This is a genomic window from Umezawaea sp. (assembly GCF_057122925.1).
Genome location: NZ_DBNGPQ010000020.1, coordinates 18,132 through 38,574, shown reverse-complemented (window position 1 = coordinate 38,574; position 20,443 = coordinate 18,132). Strand labels below are relative to the sequence as shown.

Sequence of the window (20,443 nt, the reverse complement as noted above, 5' to 3'; positions counted from 1 at the left end):
GCCGGAGTACTGGGTGCGGCACGTCCGCCGGCCGGTGCGGTTCCTCGACGCCGTCACGACCCTGGCCGGGTTGGGTGTCGCGCGGGTGCTGGAACTCGGCCCGGACGGCGTGCTCACCGCGATGGTGGCCGACTCCGGGATCGACCCGTCGGTCGCGGTTCCGCTGCTGCGCAAGGGGAAGCCGGAGGAGCGGACGCTCCTGGCGGCACTGGCGGCGCTGCACGTGGACGGCGTGCCCGTCGAGTGGGACTTCACCGGCGGTCGCCGGGTCGACCTGCCGACGTACCCGTTCGCCCGCGAGAGGTTCTGGCTGCGCAACGCCTCCGAGGGGTCGGGCGTCGACCTGGACGCGCCGGTCGTGCTGGCCGGGGACGACGGCGTCCTGCTGACCGGCGCGGTGTCGCTGGCCGGCAGCGGCGTGCCCCTCGAACTGGCGTGGCGCGCGGCCGACGAGGTCGGGTGCGACGTGATCACCGAACTGGTCGTGGAACGCCCGCTGGTCGTCCCGGCGCGGGTGCAGGTCCGCGTGGACGCCGACCGGGTGCTCACGATCTCCTCGCACGTCGGCGGCACGTGGGTCCGCAACGCCACCGGCTCGCTCGGTCGCGGCCCCGCGACCGAGGCGGAGCACGAGTGGCTGCCGCCGGTCGAGGTGGCGCTGCCCGACGACGTCGGGGTGGAGGGGTTCCGCCTGCACCCCGGTCTGCTCGAAGGCTTCGAGGTGCTGGCGTGGCGCGGGGTGCGCCTGTTCGCGACCGGCGCCACGCGGCTCGCGGTGAGCCGGTCCGCGAGCGGTGCCCTGGTGGCCCGCGACCACGGCGGTGCCGTCGTCCTGTCGGCCGAGTCCGTCGAACTGGGCGTGCTCGACGCGCCCGCTGACGCCCTCGACTCGATGTACCGCGTGGAGTGGTCGGAGATCGCGGTCACCGGGACCGACCCCGGCAGCACGGTCCTGGAGGCGGGCGCGCTGCACGACGTGCTCGACGCCGTGCGGTCCTGGCTCGCCGACGACCGGCCCGACGGGGAGCGGCTCGTCGTCGTGACCCGCGGCGCGGTCGCCGTCCGCGACGACGAGGACGTCACCGACCCGGCCCTCGCGCCCGTGTGGGGCCTGCTGCGCTCGGCGCAGGCCGAGCACCCCGGCCGGTTCGTGCTGGCGGACCTCGACGACGACCCGGCCTCGACCGCCGTCCTGCCCTCGGCGCTGGCCGCGGACGAGCCGCAGCTCGCGGTCCGGGCCGGGAGCGTGTTCGTGCCCCGGCTCGCCAGGGTCGCGGCCACCGCCACCCGACCCGTCCTCGACCCGGACGGCACGGTGCTGGTCACCGGCGCCACCGGCGGCCTCGGCAGGCTGCTGGCCCGCCACCTGGTCGCCGACCTCGGTGTGCGGCACCTGCTGCTGACCGGTCGCCGCGGCGAGGAGGCGGCCGGGATGCCCGAGCTGCGGGACGAGCTGACCGGGCTGGGCGCGGCCGTCACCGTCGCCGCGTGCGACGTGGCCGACCGAGACCAGGTGGCCGATCTGCTGCGCCGCGTGCCCGCCGAGCACCCGCTCACGGTCGTGGTGCACGCCGCCGGGATCAACGACGACAGCGTCGTGTCGACGTTGACCCGCGACCGGCTCGACCGGGTGCTGCGCCCCAAGGTCGACGCGGCGCTGGCCCTGCACGAGCTGACGCGGGACCTGGCCGCGTTCGTCCTGTTCTCCTCGGCCTCCGCGACGTTCGGCGGACCGGGGCAGGCGAACTACGCGGCGGGCAACGCGTTCCTGGACGCGCTCGCCCACCACCGCGTCGCGCGCGGCCTGCCCGCCGTGTCGCTCGCCTGGGGCCTGTGGGCCGAACGCGACGGCATGGGCGGTCGACTGTCCGAGGTGGACCTCACGAGGATGGCGCGCGCGGGCATGGGCGCGCTGTCGGAGGAGGAGGGGCTGGCCCTGTTCGACGCGGCCCTCGGCTCGTCGGCGGCCACGCTGGTCCCGGCCAGGCTGGACCTCGCCGCGTTCTCCGCCGGTCCCGTCCCGGCCCTGCTGCGCGGACTCGTCGCCACGCCGTCCCGGCGAGCGGTGACCGCGCGGACGGCGGGGGAGGAGGAGACGTCCCTCGCCGGGCGGCTCGCCGGACTGGCACGGGCCGAGCAGGAACGGGTGCTGCTCACGCTGGTGCGGACCCACGTCGCGGACGTCCTCGGACACGGCTCGCCGCAGGCGATCGAGCCCGACCGCGGGTTCCTCGAACTCGGCCTCGACTCCCTGACGGCGGTCGAGCTGCGCAACAGGCTCGGCGCGGAGACCGGTCTGCGGCTGCCGACCACGCTCGTCTTCGACCACCCGACACCGGTCGCGGTGGCGGCGCACCTCGGCGGTGAGCTGCTGGTCGACGCGGGCACGTCGGCGCTCGCGGAGCTGGACCGGATCGAGGAGGGCCTGGCCGACGTCGGCGAGGACGCGCGCGTGCGGCTCGTGGACCGGCTGGAAGCCCTGCTGGCCGCGGTGAGGGGCGACGCCGAGCCGGGTGGCCTCGACCTCGACGGCGCGAGCCTGGACGAGGTGTTCGACTTCATCGACGAGGAGTTCCGCCTCCAGTGAGGTGACACCCCGCGCGGCAGCGGCGGAACGGGGGCTGGACCGGTGATCCCGGTCCAGCCCCCGTCCCACGTCAACGCCTTCAGGCGCTGTCGACCGTCATCACCTCGATGTCGATCGGCAGGTCCGTGCGCCGGTTCACGTTGAGCTTGCGGTACGCCCGCGTCAGGTGCTGCTCCACCGTGCTGACGGTGATGAACAGCCGCCTGGCGATCTGGCGGTTGGTGTAGCCCTGCGCCGCCAGCGTGGCGACCCGGCGTTCCGCGTCGCTCAGCGTGGACGTGCCGCCCGCGCCGGAGATCTCGATGACGTCCGGCCGCCCCGCGAAGTGCTGCTCGACCTGCCTGCTGGAGCCGCGCTCCAGCAGGGGCTCGGCGTGGCACGCCTTCGCCATGCTCGACGCGCGCCGCGCCACCATCCTGGCCCGGTCCAGCTCGCCGGTCGTGTTGTGGACCTCGCTGAGGTCCGTGAGCGCCTTCGCCAGCTCCAACCGCGCTCCCACGGTCTGGAGCACGTCGCACGCCTCGGCCAGCAGCCTCGGCCGCGAGTCGACGTCACCCGCCTCCGCGAGCAGCCGCAGCGCCATCCCGCGGGTGCGCGACGGGGTGGTCGGGATGCGCGCCAACTGGTCCTCGACGTGGGCGACGGCCTGGTCGCGGTTGTTCACCCGCAGGTGCACCTCCGCCACGTCCAGCCGCCACGGCACCAGCTCCGGCAGGTCGACCGACCACTTGACCATGAGGTCGCCGCACACCTGGAAGTCGTTCAGCGCCGCGTGCGGCCGACCGGTCGCCAGGTAGTAGTGGCCCCGCGCGTGCAGGTAGTACAGGCCGTAGCGGCTCTCGTAGGTCGAGTTCGGCACCGGCTGCGCCAGCACCCGCGCAGCCTCCCCGAAGTCGCCCATCTCGGTCGCCGCCAGGAGCTGGCTCGCCAGCGGCGACCCGATGCTCGGACCCCAGCGCTCCTGCGACACGCTGGCCAGCGCGGTCCGCGCGTGCTCCGCCGCGGCGGGCAGGTCCCCCTGCCGCAGCGAGATCTCCGCCCTGGAACTGGACAGCACCGCCTGCCACGTCGGCGCGCGCCGCGCCGAGGCCTCGCCGAGCAGCGAGTCGCACCACTGCGCCGCGAGCGGGATGCGGTCGGCGTACACCAGGGCCGTCAACACCGTCGTCAACGGCTCCAGGGTGGAGTCCCGGAGCTGGCAGCTCTGGAGGAGCTGCTCCGCCTTCGCCACGAGCTGGTCGTCCACCCGGCCGGACAGGATCGTCGCCAGCACGTTCGCCGCCTGGTGCTGCGGACTCGTGCTCAGCGCCACGGGGACGGTCCGCTCCACCGCCGCCGGCCGCGCGAACCGCGCCGCCAGCGGGGGGTAGGAGTAGGCCAGCCACATCCGCAGGAACTCGATCTCCGCCGCCCTGACCGGATCGCCCTGCACGGGCAGCCGGTCGAGGTGGTACATCGTCTCCTCGGCCTCGTCGAAGCGCCCGTGCCACAGCAGGTACCGCAGCATCGTCATCGCGTGCTGCTGGTCCAGCTGCCGCTGCCACACCGACGAGATCAGCCTCGGCAGGTGCCGGGACGCGGTGGACGGGTCGAGCTGCCACTCGATCGACGTCAGCAGCGCCATGATCGCGCCGCGCTCCTGCTCGTCGACGCAGATCGACGACGCCAGCTCCAGGTAGGCCACCGCGGTGGTGGTCTGGTCGCCGAACAGGGCCTGCTCCGCGGCGTCGCGGAGCACCTCGACCGCCCACGGCGGCAGCGGTGCGCCGGCGGCCAGCAGGTGCCTGGCCACGGTCTCGTTCGGCGACCCGTCCTGCTGGAGCAGCGTCGCGGCCCGCACGTGCATCCGGGACCGCTCCTCGACCGTCACGTGGTCGAGCACCGCCCGCGCCGCCGCCGGGTGCCGGAACTGCCAGTGCGAGAGCACCCCGATGCCGTTGAGCGCCTGGACGTGCTGCGCCGCCGTCTCCGCGCTCGTGTCCAGCACGGCGCTGATCAGCTCGGTGCCGCCCGCGCCGCCGAGCACCGCCACGGCCCTCGTGACCTCCAGCAGCAGCGGGTCGCCGCGGTGCAGGCAGGACAGGACCGCCTCGCCGAACGCGTCACCCAGCAGCAGGTCGCCGGAACCGTCGGCCACGCCCGTGAGGTGGTCCTCCAGGACGGCGTTGACCAGCAGCGGGTTGCCGCCGGTCAGCTCGTGGGCCTTCGGCGCGAGGCGGGCGGCCCGCTCCTCGCCGACGCGCTCCCGCAGCAGCTCGCGCACCCCGTCCTCGGACAGCGGCGCGAGCTTGATCCGCTTGCAGTGCGGCTGGCGCAGCAGGTCCGCGTGGAACGCCTGGTAGCGGTGCTGCGGGCCGGTCTGCTCGGTCAGGACCATCAGCGCGCGGCTGAACCGCAGCCTGCGCGCCAGGTAGAGCAGGCAGTCGCGGGACAGTTCGTCGACGTGCTGGAGGTCGTCCACCACGATGACGACGGGCCGGTCCGCCGCCAGGTTCGTCAGGATCATCCACAGCGCCTGCATCACCTGTGCGGAGGACTTCTCCGCGGCCGTTCCGTCCGATTCCGCGAGCGCTTTCCCGCACATTTCCGGACTGATCAGACCGCTGGTCCACCGTCGACTTTCCTCGGATTGCGACACGGGTTGGAACAGCTGTGCCATGACTTCGAACGGCATTGACTGCTCGGCCCGCGACGCGGTCGCGCTCAACACCAGTGCGCCGGAATCGGCAGAGCACTGCGCGAACGTGTGGAGAAGTTCGGTCTTGCCACTCGCGACAGGACCGCTCACCACTGCCACGCCACCTCTGCCCTGCGTCGCGTCCTGCAATACGGTGCGCAGCGCGGCTATTTCTTTTTCTCTCTCAATCAACTGCGGAACTCCCCCAGTGAGCGCCACGTTTCGGCGTTCGACGAGGAAGTAGTTGTCAGCGCAACACTGCGCGGGGCCGAGCTGCCGATCTCGTAAGCTCAGCAGTCACGTCCTCGCCGACGCCATCGGTCAATCTCACAGTACAGAGGCCATGTTAAGGCTGAGAAGCCTCCCCCCAGGATCACTCGAATGGCCTAATGCACAAAATGGTGTTAACGCGATGTCACAGGCCGCTCGACGGGGCAAGCAGTTTTCGACCACGGTAAAACACCGGGAATCGGTTTCGACGTTCTGGGGTGACGAGGGCGCAACGTGCGATCCGCGGACCCGCGCCGTCCGGGGGAACGGCGCGGGCCCACGAGGTCACCTCGACACGTCGTGCGCGCCGTTGCCGCCGAGGGGAGCGGGCAGCAGCGGGATCTCGCGCACGCGCGAGACGACCAGCTCGCGGGTCACCTTCGACAGCCTGCGGGCCGTCTCCGGGTCGAACGTCTTGATCGTCAGGTCGACCGGCTTGCCCTGGTTGTTGGCCGTCAGCGGAGCCGACGGCGGGTTGTCGATCGCCTCGACCATCGGCACGATCGCCGTGGAGACCGGCTTCGCGGCGATCTTGCTGAGCAGCTTGATGATGCCCTTCACGGGCTGCTTCATGTGCGCCGTGCCGCCGAGGGTGGCGGTGAAGCCGGGGTGGTAGAGCACGTACCGGGCCTTGCTGCTGGCCTCCTCGGCGAACGCGACGCCGAGCAGGTCGTTCGCCCGGCCGCACTGCGCCTGGGCGCGGATCGTGCCGTACTTCGCCTCCGACTGGAGGTCGTCGAAGTTCACCGAGCCCATGGTGATGCCGGGCGCGGCGACGTTGATGATCACCGGGTTCGCCGAGGCGTCGAGCTGCGCGCGCAGGCCGTGGCTCAGCAGGTAGCGGCTGAGGTAGTAGAGGGAGAAGGTGAACTCCAGCCCCTCCGGGGTCTCCAGCCGCTTCGGGCTCTGCCGGTTGGCGCACAGCACCAGCGCGTCGACCACCGGGTGGTCGCGGGCGACCTCCGACACCACGCGCTCGTTCTCCGTGATCGAGCTGAGGTCGGCGCGGATGAACGTGAACCGGTCGGCCGCGCCCAGCGCGGCGGCCTCGGCCCGCAGCGCCTTGCCCTTCTCCGGGCTGCTGCCGATGGCGACCACCGTGTCGCCCACCTCCAGTCGGGCCAGCGCGAGCCCACGCCCCATGCCGTCGGTGCCGCCCGAAATGACGACGGTCTTGCTGTTTGGGCGTTCGTTCCCCATGTCCGCTCCCGGTAGTTACTGTTTGTCCGCAACTGCATCATCGGTAACTTCGACGATCTACGGAAGGAGGCACATCCATGTCCGATAGGCACACGGATGTTCCTACGGTCCTCGCTGCCGAGTTGCCGCTGCCGGTGAAGCCGTCCGAGCACGAGGCGTGTCCCGTCACCGATGTCCTCCGACGGGTCGGGGACAAGTGGAGCGTCCTGGTGGTCGTGCTGCTCGGGCGCGGTCCACGACGTTTCGGTGAACTGAACCGCGACATCGAGAACATCAGTCAAAGAATGCTCACGCGCACGCTCAGGGCACTGGAACGCGATTACCTCGTCACCCGAACGGTGTATCCCACCGTTCCCGCGACCGTCGAATACGGACTGACCGATCTGGGACGCACACTGCTCGTTCCGCTTTCCGCGCTGACCGACTGGGCCATCGCGCACCGACATGACATCGAAGCGGCACGATACCGGTACGACAGAAGTCGCGAGGCCGTTGCGGAATGAGTGGGGTGCCGACCCCTAGTCGGTCTCCAATAGGGGTCGACTAGGGGTTGCCCGATAGGGGTTGACCTGCATTGTCCTGCCGGTACGGTCGTGAACGACGCCGGACGTTTTCTTCGTCCCCTCGATGTCATTTCCCTGAGTGAGGATTCGATAATGGGTCGTTACACGTACTTGAGCAGCTCGACGCGCCAGCCGGAGCCCGAGGAAAGCGACATCGAAATCAACATCACCACGCCCGACGAGATCGGGCAGGGCGAGGTGCTGAACATCGAGGTCACCCTCCGCACGCTGCACCCGACCATCAAGGACCGCCCGGCCCACGACATCAAGGGCGAGGTCGAGGTGATCATCGGCGGCGACGTCGAGAAGAAGGTCGTCGCGGTCGGCCTCAGCAACGCCAACCACGTGTTCGCGGGCAAGAACGTGCTGCTGACCGGCGGCCACGCCGAGATCGTCGCGGAGACCACGGGCACCTACACGTTCGCGCCCGGCGAGATCTCGGTGCGGACGTCGGACTACCCGCTCAAGAGCGTCCCGAAGGTCGAGCAGGCGGCCGACGGCAAGACCACCGTCGTCTGACCACCGTCCGCGAACGCCTGGGGGAGAACCATGGACTGGGAGCACCTGCGCCCTCGACTGCGGGGCGACCTGCTGCTGCCGGAGGACGGTGGGTACGACCGCGCGAAGCAGTTGCAGATCGCGGAGTACGACGCCGTCCACCCCCTGGCGATCGCGTACTGCGCGACCGCCTCGGACGTTCGCGAGGCGGTGCTCTTCGCCGCCGGGGCCGACCTGCACGTCACCGTGCGGGCGGGCGGGCACAACTTCGCCGGGTGGTCGACGACCGAGGGCCTGGTCCTCGACGTGTCCCGGATGGACCACGTCGGCGTGCCCTCGGCCACGGTTCGGCTCGGACCCGGCGTGCGGTCCGTCGAGGCGGTGACCGAACTCGCCCGCCACGGCGTGCAGACCGCGACCGGCGTGTGCCCGACGGTCTGCGTCGCCGGCTACACCACCGGCGGCGGGATCGGCTGGCAGACCAGGAAGTTCGGTCTCGCGGGCGATCGGCTGGCGTCGGCCGACCTGGTGCTCGCCGACGGCTCCCTCGTGCACTGCTCCGCCGAGCAGGAGCCCGACCTGTTCTGGGCGCTGCGCGGCGGTGGCGGCGGCAACTTCGGTGTGGTCGTCGGGCTGGAGGTGGTGCCGACCAGCGTGCCGCGGATCGTGAACTTCACCGTGGTGTGGGCGTGGGACGACGCGCTCGACGTGCTCGACCGGTGGCAGCACTGGATGGCGTCCGCCCCCGTGGAGCTGAGCTCCGAGATCGGCGTGGTGATGATGGACGCCGCCCCGGACGCCACGCCGTTCGTCATGATGCACGGCGGGTACTTCGGCCCGCGGGAGTCGTTCGACGCGCTGCTGGAGCAGCTGTGCCACGCCGCGGGCGCCCGCCCGACGACGGTGCAGGCCGACGACCTGCCCTACGAGCAGGCCATGCTGCGCCTCTACCGGTGCGAGGACATGACCCCCGCGCAGCGTCGGCGCGTCGGCACGACCCCGGAGGCGCTGTTGCCGCGCCAGGGTTTCGTGCGCGAACGCCACCGCATGTTCTCCGCCGAGATGAGCCGCGACGCCGTCGCCGCCGCGCTGCACGTGTTCGACGACGACCGCAGGGCGGGCCAGTTCCGCTACCTCGCCCTCACCGCGCTGGGCGGCGTCCCGAACGAGATGCCGCGGGACGCCACCGCGTACGTGCACCGCGACGCCCGGTTCCTGGTCAAGTACACGCTCATCGGGGAGGACGCGAGCCCTGGTGAGGAGGAGCTGGCCGCCGCCGTCACGTGGGTCGACCGCGGTTTCGCGGTGATCGACCCGCTCTCCAACGGTCACTCCTACGTCAACTACCCGGATCCGGCCTTGCGGGACTGGCGGTGGTCGTACTACGGCGGGAACTACGAGCGGTTGGTCGAGGTGAAGAAGGCCTACGACCCGGAGGGGTTCTTCCGCTTCCCGCAGAGCATCGGCGGCTGATCGGCTGTCAGGCCCGTGTCCTGCCGACGTAGACCTCGCGGGCCCGGTAGTAGGTGTCCGAGGACGGTCCCGGATCGCCCGACGAACCCTCCGTCTGGAGGTTCAGGATGATCCACATCGGTTGGTCCACGAAGCCCGCGCCGCGGTGCTGGCCCACCCACGTGCCGTCGAGGTAGTAGTGGATGTCGACGTCGGTGGCGTTGACCTTGGCGATCCACGCCCGGTAGCCGTGCCAGGCGCCGGGGTTGCTCACGGCCTTGATCGTGCTGGACCAGCCGCCGCCGGCGTCGCGGTAGGTGTTGAACCAGTTCCGCGTGTCGCCCTTGAACTCCAGGATGTCGCTCTCCGGCGGCCAGGAGTTGGCTCCGGTGAGCCAGAACGCGGGCCAGGTGCCCCGTGCCGAGGGCGCCTGGAACTCGCCCCTGACCTCCCAGTTGGGGAACTGGTCGTTGACCCGGACCTGCTGCTTCGCGTGCACCGCGCCGGAGTGGTAGCGGATCGGCAGGTGCGGGTCGGCCGAGCTGGTGCCCTCGTCCCACGTGATGCGGGTGGCCCGGATGGCGAGGACCCCGCCCGGCTCCAGGAACACGTGGTTGCGGTCGGTCGCGCTGCCGTACATCCGGGCGCTGCCGTTGTGGTCCGATCCCCAGGGGTAGCGGTGGTTCCACGCCGACCGGAAGGTGTCGTAGTCGGCGAAGGAGCCGCTGACCAGCGTCTCCCAGGTGGCGGCTCCGGCGGTCCCGGTGGTGCCCAGTGCGGCGGCGGTGAGACCCGCACCGCCCGCGGCCAGCAGACGACGTCGGTTGAGCGTCACGATGAGTCCTCCCACGCGGTATCGGTGCGGTGGCACGACGCGGCGGAGGTGTCGGCGACGCTGGGTAAGCGCTTTCCACGGTAGGAGGTCGACTCCACCCGCGTCAACGCCCGGTTGGCGGCTGACGGGGGACCCCCGCGGGGGAACAGGGTGGTGGGTCCGCTCGCCGCGATCCCCCACGTCGACCAACCACAGGAGAACGTGATGACCGACCACTCCACCGTCGAGGGGCCCGCGCGGTCCTCCGGACGCTGGACCAGGGCCGCGGCGGCGGTGCTCCTGGCCGCCGCCGCGCTCCTGGTGCCGACGGGCGCCGCGACCGCGGCTCCCGGCGCCACCCTGCTGTCGGACACGGTGCTCGACCCGTCGGCGCTGTACTTCGTGTCCTACGACGGACTGGTCAACAACGACTCGTTCCAGCAGGACGCGATCCTCACCCGCTCGGGCTACCAGTACACCGCCTGGTACACCAGCAGCCGCCACGCCGTGGTGGCGCGGCGGGCGCTGACCGGGGACACCGCGTGGCGGACCGTCGTGCTGCCGCACCAGCTCAGCGTCGACGACTCGCACAACGTGATCTCGCTGGGCGTCTCGCCGCGAGACGGCAGGCTGCACGTCGCGATGGACACCCACAACAGCAGGGTGTTCTACGTGAAGTCCGAGGCGGGCCTGGTGTCCCAGGCGTCCTCGCGCGACTGGACCGCCGCCCGGTTCGGCGCCGTGCAGCGCACCCTCGACGGCGTCGACCCCGGCGCGATGACGTACCCGCGGTTCGTGGTCACGCCCGAGGGCGCGCTCCAGTTCAGCTACCGAACCGGCGGCTCCGGCAACGGGGTCGACGAACTCGCCGAGTACGACGGGGGCACGTGGCGCGGGCTCGGCGCGTGGTCGTCGGCGACCGGCTCGTGGACCGGCCCGAACGGGGTCGTGTCCACCACCAGGAACATGTACCTGCACGGTCTGACCTACGACCCGAGGGGGCGCCTGCACGCGGCGTTCACCTGGCGCGAGGGGAACGCGGCGGTGCTGTGCCACGGCGGCGGCCTCGCCAACCACGACACCGGCTACGTCTACAGCGACGACCGCGGGCGCACCTGGCGCAACGGCGCGGGCACGCAGGTCGGCACCACCGGCGGCACGCGCGTCGGGATCGGCTCGCCCGGCCTGGTGGCCGACCCGCTCGACCCGAACCACGGGCTGATGAACCAGGAGGGCCAGGCCGCCGACTCGGCGGGCACCCCGCACGTCGTGATCAGCTACGTGCCCGGCCGGTTCACCCAGTGCGTGTCGGACTACGCCCAGCAGCGGGCGCGGTACGGCCGCGCGTTCCACCTCGTGCGCGGGGCGGGCGGCGCCTGGACCAAGCGCGAGGTGCCGGTCGCGCCGGGTTCCACGCAGCGCACCAAGATCGTGTTCGACCGCGCGGACAACGCCTACCTGATCATGCCGAGGGCGCGGATCGTGGCCGCGAGCAGGGCGAGCGGCTGGACCGACTGGACGCTGGTGTTCGACCGGCCCGGCATGAACGCCTTCGGCGAGGTCAACGTGGACACGTCGAGGACCGCCACCGACGGCGTGCTGTCCGTGCAGTACCAGCAGGCCTCCACCGGCACCACGCCGTCGCCGATCCGGGTCGCCGACATCCGGCTCGGCTGACCCGGCCCGCCCCTTCCCGCAGGCGAAATCCGGCCCGCATCGATCAATTCGAAGCGGATCGACATCGAATTCGTCGAATTGTCCTTCGAGTATTCGCCACGCGCCGCCCTCGACCGGTGGCGGCGCGCGGTGAATCCTGCCCAAAACCGGGAAGCGGCCGGTCAAGGCAGTGTTCGAATGATCGACCACTAGGCCCCTTGACTGTGGAATATCGATGGCTAACATCCAATCAAGGGTCGAAGCGGTGCGTCGTGTGAACTGATCGAGACCGCGTGGGAATCATTTCCCGTGCGTTCTTCCAGGGAGGAAACCTTGATGTTCGCACGGGTGCTCGCGGCGCTGCTGGTCTCGACGACGGTGCTCGCGGGGTGCGGCGGGTCGGCGGGCGACTCGGATCCGGGGACGCTCAAGCTCTGGCACTACGAGAGCCCGGACAGCGCGATGGGGATCGCCTGGAACGCCGCCATCGCGAAGTTCGAGGCCACCCACCCCGGCGTGAAGGTCCAGTTCGAGGAGAAGGGCTTCGAGCAGGTCCAGAAGACCGCTCCGATGGTCCTCAACTCGAACGAGGCGCCGGACCTCCTGGAGTACAACAAGGGCAACGCGACCACCGGCCTGCTGTCCAGGCAGGGCCTGCTGGCCGACCTGACCGAGCAGGCCGTCGCGCGCGGCTGGGACAAGCGCCTGTCGGCGGGCATCCAGACGACCGCCAGGTACGACGAGCGGGGCGTCATGGGCTCCGGCAAGTGGTTCGGCGTCCCGAACTACGCCGAGTACGTGACCGTCTACTACAACGAGGACGCGTTCGCCGCGCGCGGACTCGCCGTGCCCACCACCCTGGCCGAGTTCACCGCGGCGATGGACGCCTTCGTCGCCGCGGGGACCACCCCGCTGGCCGTCGGCGGCGCCGAGTACCCGGCCCAGCAGATCCTCTACCAGCTCGCGCTGAGCAAGGCCGACCGCGACTGGGTGGACCGGTACCAGCGCTACACCGGCGACGTCGACTTCCACGACGAGGCGTGGACCTACGGCGCCACCACGTTCGCCGAGTGGGTCGCCAAGGGCTACGTCGGGCCCGAGTCCAGCGGCATGAAGGCCGAGGACATGGGGGTCGCCTTCATCCAGGGCAAGTACCCGATCATGGTGTCCGGCACCTGGTGGCGCGGACGGCTCCAGAGCGGGATCAAGGACTTCCAGTGGGGCTCGTTCCCGTGGCCGGGCAGCAGGATGGGCATCGGGTCGAGCGGCAACCTGTGGGTCGTCCCCGAGGGTTCCCGGAACAAGGAGCTGGCCTACGACTTCATCGACATCACGCTGTCGCAGGAGATCCAGGACAAGCTCCGCGACGCGGGCGGCGTCCCCGTCGCGCCCGGCGGGTCGCAGCCCACCGACCCCGCGGTGCGGACGCTGATCGACGAGTTCGACACCCTGGTGGCGAACGACGGGCTCGCGTACTACCCGGACTGGCCCGCCCCCGGCTTCTACGCCGTCTTCGTGTCCGCGACGCAGAAGCTGATCACCGGCGGCGCCACCCCCGACCAGGTGCTCGACGAGGTGGCGAAGCCGTACGCGGAGAACCGCGCCACCCTCGGCGGATGAGCGTCGCCACGGCCGTGGACCGGCCCTCCCCGGCGAAGCCCACCCCCTCGCCACCCCGGCGCCGACCCGGCCGGGGCCAGGGCACCTACCTGCTGTTCCTCCTGCCCGGAGCCGTGCTCCTGCTCGCGGTGGTCCTGGTGCCGTTCGCCATGAACGTCGGCATCAGCTTCACCCGGTGGTCCGGCGTCGGCGACCCGAGGTGGATCGGCCTGGAGAACTACCGCAGGCTCTTCGCCGACGCGGCGTTCTGGGCGTCGTTCCGGCACAACGTCGGACTGCTCGTCGCGATGGCGGTCCTGCCGACGGCCGCCGGGCTGCTCGTCGCGGCGGCGCTGTTCGACGTCGTGGGCAAGCGGTTCGGCCCGCGCGCCGCGGGGGTGCTGCGGGCGTGCGTCTACCTGCCGCAGGTGCTGCCGATCGCGGTCGCCGGGATCGTGTGGAGCTGGATCCTCGCGCCGAGGGGCGGCGCGCTCAACGCGTTCCTCGACGCCGTCGGCCTCGGCTCGCTGGCGCGGGACTGGCTCGGCGACCCGGACATCGCGCTGTACAGCGTGATGGGGGTGCTGGCGTGGATCCAGCTCGGCTACCCCGTGGTCGTCTTCATGGCGGGGATGCAGCGGATCGACCCCGTGCTGCACGAGGCCGCCGAACTCGACGGGGCGTCGTGGTTCGGCCGGTTCTGGCACGTCACCGTCCCCCAGATCCGGCCCGAGGCGTTCGTGGTCCTGCTGACCTGCTCCATCGCCGCGCTGAAGGTCTTCGGGCCGATCTACGTGCTGACCGGCGGTGGACCAGGAGGGGCGACGACCGTGCCGTCGTACTCGTCGTTCCAGAACTTCTTCGAGAAGACCCAGGTCGGGTACGGAGCCGCCATCGCGACGGTGCTCACGGTGCTGGTCCTGGTGCTGACGACCGCCTTCCTGCGCGTGCAGAACCGCGGGGAGGAGCGCTGATGGCGACGACCGCTCGGCGACGGCGCGACCCGGCGCCGCACCTGGTGCTGTGGGGGCTCGTCGCGCTCGCCGCCGTCATGCTGGTGCCGTTCGCGATCATCGTCCTGAACGCGCTGAAGTCACCCGCCGACTACGCCACCTCCGGCCCCCTCTCGCTGCCGGACGAGGTGCACGCGCAGGGGATCGTGGACTTCTGGCAGCGCGTCGACTTCGGGTCGAAGCTCCTCAACAGCTTCGTCATCGCCGGATCGGTCGCGGTGCTGGCGGTCGTGGTCTCCGTCCTCAACGCCTACGCGCTGGGCATCGGGCGGATCAGGGGGCGGCTGTGGGTGCTGACCCTGTTCCTGATCGCGAACACGCTGCCCCAGGAAGCCCTGGTCTACCCGCTCTACCACCTGTTCAAGCAGGTCGACCTGTACGACACCCGGCTCGGGGTGATCATCGTGTTCACGATCGTCCAGGCCGCGTTCGGCACCTACCTGCTGGCCTCCACGCTGAGCGGCTTCCCGCGCGAGGTGCTGGAGGCCGCGCGGGTGGACGGCGCCAACCGGTGGCAGGTCCTGGTGCGGATCGTCGTGCCGATCAGCAGGCCGACGTTGGGCGTGCTGTTCGTGTTCTTCTTCATCTGGACGTGGAACGAGTTCCTGATCCCGCTGGTGCTGCTCATCTCCGACGAGAACCAGACCGTGCCGGTCGCACTGGGGATCCTCCAGGGGCAGCGGATGATGGACGCCACGACGACCAGCGCGTCGGCGCTCCTGGGCGTCCTCCCCGCCGTGGTGTTCTTCCTGTTCTTCCAACGAACCCTGACGCGGGGGATGACGGTGGGGGCGGTCAGGTGAAGTTCAGCGACGGCTACTGGCAGCTGCGACCCGGTGTGGTGGCGGCGCACCCGGTCGAGGTGCACGACGTGGTGGCGGGTGAGGGCACGCTCGTCGTGCACGCGCCGACGACACCGATCCGGCACCGGGGCGACCTGCTCCGCGGACCGGTGGTCACGATCGGCCTCTCCTCGCCGATGCCCGACGTCATCGGCGTCACGATCACGCACTTCGCGGGTGAGGTGCCCGCGGAGCCCCGGTTCGAGCTGGCGGTCGAGGACGGCACCACCGCGAAGGTGGTCGACGAGGACGGCGTCGCCGTCCTCACCTCCGGCGCGCTGTCCGCGCGGGTGGGCGGCGGCGACGGGTGGGGCGTGGACTTCACCGCGGGCGGTCGCGCGCTGACCTCCAGCGGTGCCAAGGCGATGGGCTTCATGACCGTCGACGGCGAGCACCACGTGCGCGACCAGCTCACCCTGGGCGTCGGCGACGTGGTGTACGGCCTCGGCGAGCGCTTCGGCCCGGTGGCGCGCAACGGGCAGGCCGTCGACATCTGGAACGCCGACGGCGGGACGGGCACCGAGCAGGCCTACAAGAACGTCCCGTTCTACCTGACGAACGCGGGCTACGGCGTCTTCGTCGACCACCCCGGCGCCGTGTCGTTCGAGGTGGGCTCGGAGGTCGTCTCGCGGGTGCAGTTCAGCGTGCCCGGCCAGACGCTGCGCTACTTCGTCGTCCACGGGCCCACGCCGAAGGACGTGCTGCGCCGGTACACGGCCCTCACCGGCAGGCCCGCGCTGCCGCCCGCGTGGTCGTTCGGGCTGTGGCTGTCCACGTCGTTCACGACGTCCTACGACGAGGCGACGGTGACCGGGTTCATCGACGGCATGGCCGAGCGGGGCCTGCCGCTGAGCGTGTTCCACTTCGACTGCTTCTGGATGCGCGAGTACCACTGGTGCGACTTCCGGTGGGACCCCGAGACGTTCCCCGACCCGGAGGGGATGCTGGAGCGGCTGCGGGCGCGCGGGCTGCGGGTCTGCGTGTGGATCAACCCCTACATCGGGCAGGCCTCGGACCTCTTCGCCGAGGGCGTCGCGGGCGGGTTCCTGGTCCGCAGGCCGAACGGCGACGTGTGGCAGGGGGACCAGTGGCAGCCGGGCATGGCGCTGGTCGACTTCACCAACCCCGCGGCGCGCGAGTGGTTCGCGGGGAAGCTGGACGCGCTGCTGGAGCAGGGCGTCGACTGCTTCAAGACCGACTTCGGCGAGCGGATCCCGACCGACGTCGTCTACTTCGACGGCTCCGACCCGGTGCGGATGCACAACTACTACACGCTGCTCTACAACCGCACCGTCTTCGACGTGCTGCGCGACCGGCGCGGCGAGCACGAGGCCGTCCTGTTCGCCCGGTCGGCCACCGCCGGGTGCCAGCGGTTCCCGGTGCACTGGGGCGGCGACTCCGAGTCCACCTACGAGTCGATGGCGGAGAGCCTGCGCGGAGGGCTCTCGCTCGGGATGTCCGGCTTCGGCTTCTGGAGCCACGACATCGGCGGCTTCGAGGGCACCCCGAGCGCCGGGGTGTTCAAGCGGTGGATCGCCTTCGGGCTGCTGTCCTCGCACAGCAGGCTGCACGGCAGCGGCTCCTACCGGGTGCCGTGGCTGTTCGACGAGGAGGCCGTGGACGTCCTGCGGGTCTTCACGAAGCTCAAGGCGCGCCTGATGCCCTACCTGTTCGAGGCCGCGCGGCAGGCGGTGGGCACGGGCGTGCCGGTGATGCGGGCGATGGTCCTGGAGTTCCCGGACGACCCCGCCTGCACGCACCTCGAACGCCAGTACCTGCTCGGCGACTCGCTGCTGGTCGCCCCCGTCTTCACCGACGACGGCACGGTGTCCTACTACGTCCCCGAGGGGACCTGGACCCGCTTCACGACCGGTGACCGGGTGCGCGGCCCGCGCTGGACGACCGACCGCTGCGGCTTCACCGACGTCCCGCTGCTCGTCCGGCCGAACTCCGTGGTGCCCGTGGGCGCCGTCGACGACCGCCCGGACTACGACCACGCCGACGGCGTGACGCTGCACGTGTACGAACTCGCCGACGGCACGACCGCGACCACACCCGTCGGCGACGCGGTGTTCACGACCGCCCGTCGGGGCGGTGTCGTCACGGTCGAGGCGCACGCGGCACCGCCCGGCTGGCGTGTGCTGCTGGTCGGGGTCGGTGCCCCGGCCTCCGTCGAGGGCGGTACCGGCACCGAGCACGTCCAGGGCGTGCTCGTCCAGGCCGATCGCGACCGGGTGGTCGTGGTCGTGCGCGAGAACGACTCGGGAGGACGACCGTCGTGAGGGTGCGCAGAACCGTTCCGCTGCTGGCCGCGGCGCTCCTCGTCGCGCTCGCGGCACCGGGTCCGGCCGCCGCGGACCAGGCCCCCCTGTTCCGCGATCCGAGCCGGTCGCCGGAGGCCCGCGTCGACGACCTCGTGCGGCGGCTGACGCTGGACGAGAAGGTGTCGCTGCTGCACCAGTACCAGCCCGCGATCCCGCGGCTCGGGATCGCGCCGTTCAAGACCGGGACCGAGGCGCTGCACGGCGTCGCGTGGTCCACCGACCGCAACGACGGCGGCGCCGTCGTCACCGCCGAGGCCACGGTCTTCCCGCAGGCGGTCGGGCTCGCCTCCACGTGGGACACCGAACTGGTGGAGCGGGTCGGCGCCGCGGTCGGCGACGAGGCGCGCGGCCTCAACTCGGCGAACCCCGACGTGTGGGGGCTCCAGCTGTGGGCACCGGTGGTGAACCTGCTGCGCGACCCGCGCTGGGGCCGCAACGAGGAGGGCTACTCCGAGGACCCGCACCTGACCGGGGAGATCTCCACCGCGTACGGCCACGGCCTCCAGGGCGACGACCCCCGGCACCTCAAGACCGCCCCGGTGCTCAAGCACTACCTGGCCAACAACAACGAGATCCGCCGCGACACCACGTCGTCGCAGCTCCGGCCGAGGGTCAAGCACGAGTACGACGAGGCCGCGTTCAAGCCCGCGATCACCGCCGACGCCGCCACCGGCGTCATGACGGCGTACAACCTGGTCAACGGGCGTCCGATGACCGCGCACTCCGACGTGAACGACGTCGTGAGGACGTGGACCGACAAACCGCTCTTCACCGTGACCGACGCGTCGGGCCCCAACAACCTGGTCGAGTCGCAGAAGTACTACCCCGACCTGCCCTCGGCGGACGCGGCGACCCTCAAGGCCGGTGTGGACAGCTTCACCACCGACAACACCGACTCCGCCAGGACGATCACGGCGATCAAGACCGCGTTGGCGCGCGGGCTGATCGCGGAGTCCGATGTGGACACCGCCGTCCGGCACATCCTGTCGGTCCGGGTGCGGCTCGGCGAGTTCGACCCCGGCGGCGGACCGTACGGCGGGATCACGGAGGACGTCGTCGACAGCCCCGCGAACCGGGCGCTGGCCCGCGAGACGGCGGGCAAGGCCTTGGTGCTGCTGAAGAACGAGGGCGGTGCGCTGCCGCTGAACGCCGCACGGGACCGGAACGTCGCCGTGGTCGGCCCGCTGTCGGACACCCTCTACACGGACTGGTACTCCGGCTCCACGACCTACGGCGTGACCCCGATCGACGGCGTCCGGGCGCGGTTGGGCGCCGGTGCGGCGGTGTCCGGCAGCGAGGGCGTCGACCGGATCGCGCTCAAGGAGGTGTCCTCCGGCCGCTACGTCACGGCGGGTGCCGACGCCGACGGCGACCTCCTGCGGATCGGCGGCACCACGGCGGGCACGACCGAGCAGCTGGACGTCTTCGACTGGGGCGAGGGCGTGCTGACCCTGCGCTCCGCGGCGAACGGCAAGTACGTCACGATCTCCGGCTCGTCGTTCGTGAACAGCGAGGAGCAGCCCAACGGCTGGTTCGTGCAGCAGCAGTTCGCGCTGGAGGACGTGGGCGGCGGCGAGGTCGTCATCCGCTACGCCGGGTACGAGAAGGCCTTCGACTGGTCGGGTCCCGAGGAGTACCTGACGGTGGCGGCCGACGGCACGCTGGCGCTGGGGGCCACGACGGCGGCGGGCGCGGCCCGGTTCACCAAGGACGTCCTGCGCGACGGCGTCGCCGAGGCGGCGGCCAAGGCCCGCGCGGCGGACGTCGCGGTGGTCGTGGTCGGCAGCATGCCGTTCATCAACGGCCGCGAGGACCACGACCGCACGGACATGGGCCTCGCGGCGGGCCAGCGGGCACTGGTCGCGGCCGTGCGCGAGGCCAACCCGAACACCGTGGTGGTGCTGGAGAACAGCTACCCCACGACGGCGGGCCCGGAGCAGGAGGCCGTCCCGGCGGTGCTGTGGACCACCCACGCGGGGGCCGAGACCGGCAACGCGCTGGCCGACGTGCTGTTCGGCGACCGCAACCCGGCGGGCCGCCTCACCCAGACCTGGTACCGGTCGGCGGCCGACCTGCCGGACATCCTCGACTACGACATCGTCAAGAGCCGCCGGACCTACCAGTACTTCGACGGCGATCCGCTGTACCCGTTCGGCCACGGGCTGTCCTACACCTCGTTCCGCTACGACCGGCTGAGGGTCGAGTCCCCGGTGGTCGACGCGAACGGGGAGGTCGTCGTCAGCGTCCGGGTCACCAACACGGGCAGGCGGGCGGGCGACGAGGTCGTGCAGCTCTACACCCACCAGCGGACCTCGCGCGTCGACCAACCCGCCCAGCGGCTCAGGGCGTTCGAGCGGGTGAGCCTCGACGCGGGCCGGGCGAAGACGGTCGTGCTGAAGGTGAAGGCCGCCGACCTCGCGGTGTGGGACGTGACCCGCGGTCGCTGGGCGGTGGAGGACTCGGTGCACGACCTCGCCGTGGGCGCGTCCTCCGGCGACGTGCGGCAGCGCGGCGAGGTGCGGGTCAGGGGCGAGCGGATCCCCGCCCGCGACCTCGGCGCGACCACCCGCGCGGTCGACTTCGACGACTACTCCGGCGTGGACCTGGTCGACGAGAGCAAGGTCCGCGGCGACGCCGTCGGCGCGGCGGCGGGCGAGTGGATCGAGTTCGCCGACGTGGACCTCGGCCGGGGGGCGAAGCGGCTGACCGCGACGGTGGCCAGGTCCGCGCCCGGCACCGCCTCGATCGAGGTCCGGCTCGGCGATCCCGTGCGCGGCAGGGTCATCGGCACCGCCACCGCGGCGAGCACCGGTGACGTCTACACCTACGCGACGACGACCGCGCCGCTGGAGGCGGTGCGCGGCAGGCACGACGTCTACCTCGTGTTCACCGGCGACCTGCGCCTGGCGTCGTTCTCCCTGAAGTGACCCCGCACCGGAGGTGACCGA

Annotated in this window: 13 protein-coding genes; 10 read left to right on the top strand and 3 right to left on the bottom strand. The window is 71.4% G+C overall.

Annotated elements, in window-relative coordinates; all coding sequences use genetic code 11:
* A partial coding sequence (locus AC156L_RS03425; RefSeq protein ID WP_484406575.1) for a type I polyketide synthase occupies nucleotides 1–2,587 on the top strand: 2,587 nt, incomplete at its 5' end.
* 79 nt (nucleotides 2,588–2,666) lie between these two features.
* On the opposite strand, the gene AC156L_RS03420 is transcribed toward AC156L_RS03425, so the two are convergent.
* Complete coding sequence (locus AC156L_RS03420) at nucleotides 2,667–5,483, bottom strand: helix-turn-helix transcriptional regulator (protein ID WP_330878541.1); 2,817 nt, start codon at nucleotides 5,481–5,483, stop codon at nucleotides 2,667–2,669.
* A gap of 336 nt (nucleotides 5,484–5,819) precedes the next feature.
* On the bottom strand, nucleotides 5,820–6,734 hold the full coding sequence (locus AC156L_RS03415) for an SDR family NAD(P)-dependent oxidoreductase (protein ID WP_330878542.1): 915 nt from the start codon (nucleotides 6,732–6,734) through the stop codon (nucleotides 5,820–5,822).
* 77 nt (nucleotides 6,735–6,811) lie between these two features.
* Between AC156L_RS03415 and AC156L_RS03410 the strand changes: the two genes are divergently transcribed.
* From AC156L_RS03410 to AC156L_RS03400, 3 genes are all read left to right on the top strand, one after another.
* Nucleotides 6,812–7,237, top strand: a complete 426-nt coding sequence (locus AC156L_RS03410; RefSeq protein WP_330878543.1) for a winged helix-turn-helix transcriptional regulator — start codon at nucleotides 6,812–6,814, stop codon at nucleotides 7,235–7,237.
* A gap of 153 nt (nucleotides 7,238–7,390) precedes the next feature.
* Complete coding sequence (locus AC156L_RS03405; protein ID WP_330878544.1) at nucleotides 7,391–7,816, top strand: hypothetical protein; 426 nt, start codon at nucleotides 7,391–7,393, stop codon at nucleotides 7,814–7,816.
* Between the two features lie 30 nt (nucleotides 7,817–7,846).
* On the top strand, nucleotides 7,847–9,268 hold the full coding sequence (locus AC156L_RS03400; protein WP_330878545.1) for an FAD-binding oxidoreductase: 1,422 nt from the start codon (nucleotides 7,847–7,849) through the stop codon (nucleotides 9,266–9,268).
* Between the two features lie 7 nt (nucleotides 9,269–9,275).
* Here AC156L_RS03400 and AC156L_RS03395 read toward each other — a convergent pair whose 3' ends face one another.
* Nucleotides 9,276–10,082 carry a glycoside hydrolase family 16 protein gene (locus AC156L_RS03395; RefSeq protein ID WP_330878546.1) on the bottom strand — a complete coding sequence of 269 codons (807 nt, stop codon included), beginning with the start codon at nucleotides 10,080–10,082 and terminating at the stop codon, nucleotides 9,276–9,278.
* Nucleotides 10,083–10,286: 204 nt separating this feature from the next.
* On the opposite strand from AC156L_RS03395, the gene AC156L_RS03390 reads away from it, so the two are divergent.
* The 6 genes from AC156L_RS03390 (at nucleotide 10,287) to AC156L_RS03365 (ending at nucleotide 20,422) form a co-directional block, all read left to right on the top strand.
* Entirely contained in the window at nucleotides 10,287–11,738 is a 1,452-nt protein-coding gene (locus tag AC156L_RS03390; protein ID WP_330878547.1) for a BNR repeat-containing protein, read from the top strand.
* Between the two features lie 315 nt (nucleotides 11,739–12,053).
* Nucleotides 12,054–13,337, top strand: a complete 1,284-nt coding sequence (locus AC156L_RS03385) for an ABC transporter substrate-binding protein (RefSeq protein ID WP_330878548.1) — start codon at nucleotides 12,054–12,056, stop codon at nucleotides 13,335–13,337.
* Nucleotides 13,334–14,290 carry a carbohydrate ABC transporter permease gene (locus tag AC156L_RS03380; RefSeq protein WP_330878549.1) on the top strand — a complete coding sequence of 319 codons (957 nt, stop codon included), beginning with the start codon at nucleotides 13,334–13,336 and terminating at the stop codon, nucleotides 14,288–14,290. Before AC156L_RS03385 ends, AC156L_RS03380 begins: the two co-directional genes overlap by 4 nt.
* Nucleotides 14,290–15,132, top strand: a complete 843-nt coding sequence (locus tag AC156L_RS03375) for a carbohydrate ABC transporter permease (RefSeq protein ID WP_330878550.1) — start codon at nucleotides 14,290–14,292, stop codon at nucleotides 15,130–15,132. Before AC156L_RS03380 ends, AC156L_RS03375 begins: the two co-directional genes overlap by 1 nt.
* Complete coding sequence (gene yicI, locus AC156L_RS03370) at nucleotides 15,129–17,453, top strand: alpha-xylosidase (protein ID WP_330878551.1); 2,325 nt, start codon at nucleotides 15,129–15,131, stop codon at nucleotides 17,451–17,453. The genes AC156L_RS03375 and yicI overlap by 4 nt, the downstream gene beginning before the upstream one ends.
* A complete protein-coding gene (locus tag AC156L_RS03365) occupies nucleotides 17,450–20,422 on the top strand; it encodes a glycoside hydrolase family 3 C-terminal domain-containing protein (RefSeq protein WP_484406572.1) in 2,973 nt (990 codons plus the stop codon). Before yicI ends, AC156L_RS03365 begins: the two co-directional genes overlap by 4 nt.
* The last annotated feature ends 21 nt before the right edge of the window (nucleotides 20,423–20,443 follow it).

Bases quoted from the DNA above. Each gene is read 5' to 3' on its own strand.
- AC156L_RS03415 (WP_330878542.1), bottom strand. From the start codon at position 6,734: ATGGGGAACGAACGCCCAAACAGCAAGACCGTCGTCATTTCGGGCGGC.
- AC156L_RS03410 (WP_330878543.1), top strand. From the start codon at position 6,812: ATGTCCGATAGGCACACGGATGTTCCTACGGTCCTCGCTGCCGAGTTG.
- AC156L_RS03405 (WP_330878544.1), top strand. From the start codon at position 7,391: ATGGGTCGTTACACGTACTTGAGCAGCTCGACGCGCCAGCCGGAGCCC.
- AC156L_RS03400 (WP_330878545.1), top strand. From the start codon at position 7,847: ATGGACTGGGAGCACCTGCGCCCTCGACTGCGGGGCGACCTGCTGCTG.
- AC156L_RS03390 (WP_330878547.1), top strand. From the start codon at position 10,287: ATGACCGACCACTCCACCGTCGAGGGGCCCGCGCGGTCCTCCGGACGC.
- AC156L_RS03385 (WP_330878548.1), top strand. From the start codon at position 12,054: ATGTTCGCACGGGTGCTCGCGGCGCTGCTGGTCTCGACGACGGTGCTC.
- AC156L_RS03380 (WP_330878549.1), top strand. From the start codon at position 13,334: ATGAGCGTCGCCACGGCCGTGGACCGGCCCTCCCCGGCGAAGCCCACC.
- AC156L_RS03375 (WP_330878550.1), top strand. From the start codon at position 14,290: ATGGCGACGACCGCTCGGCGACGGCGCGACCCGGCGCCGCACCTGGTG.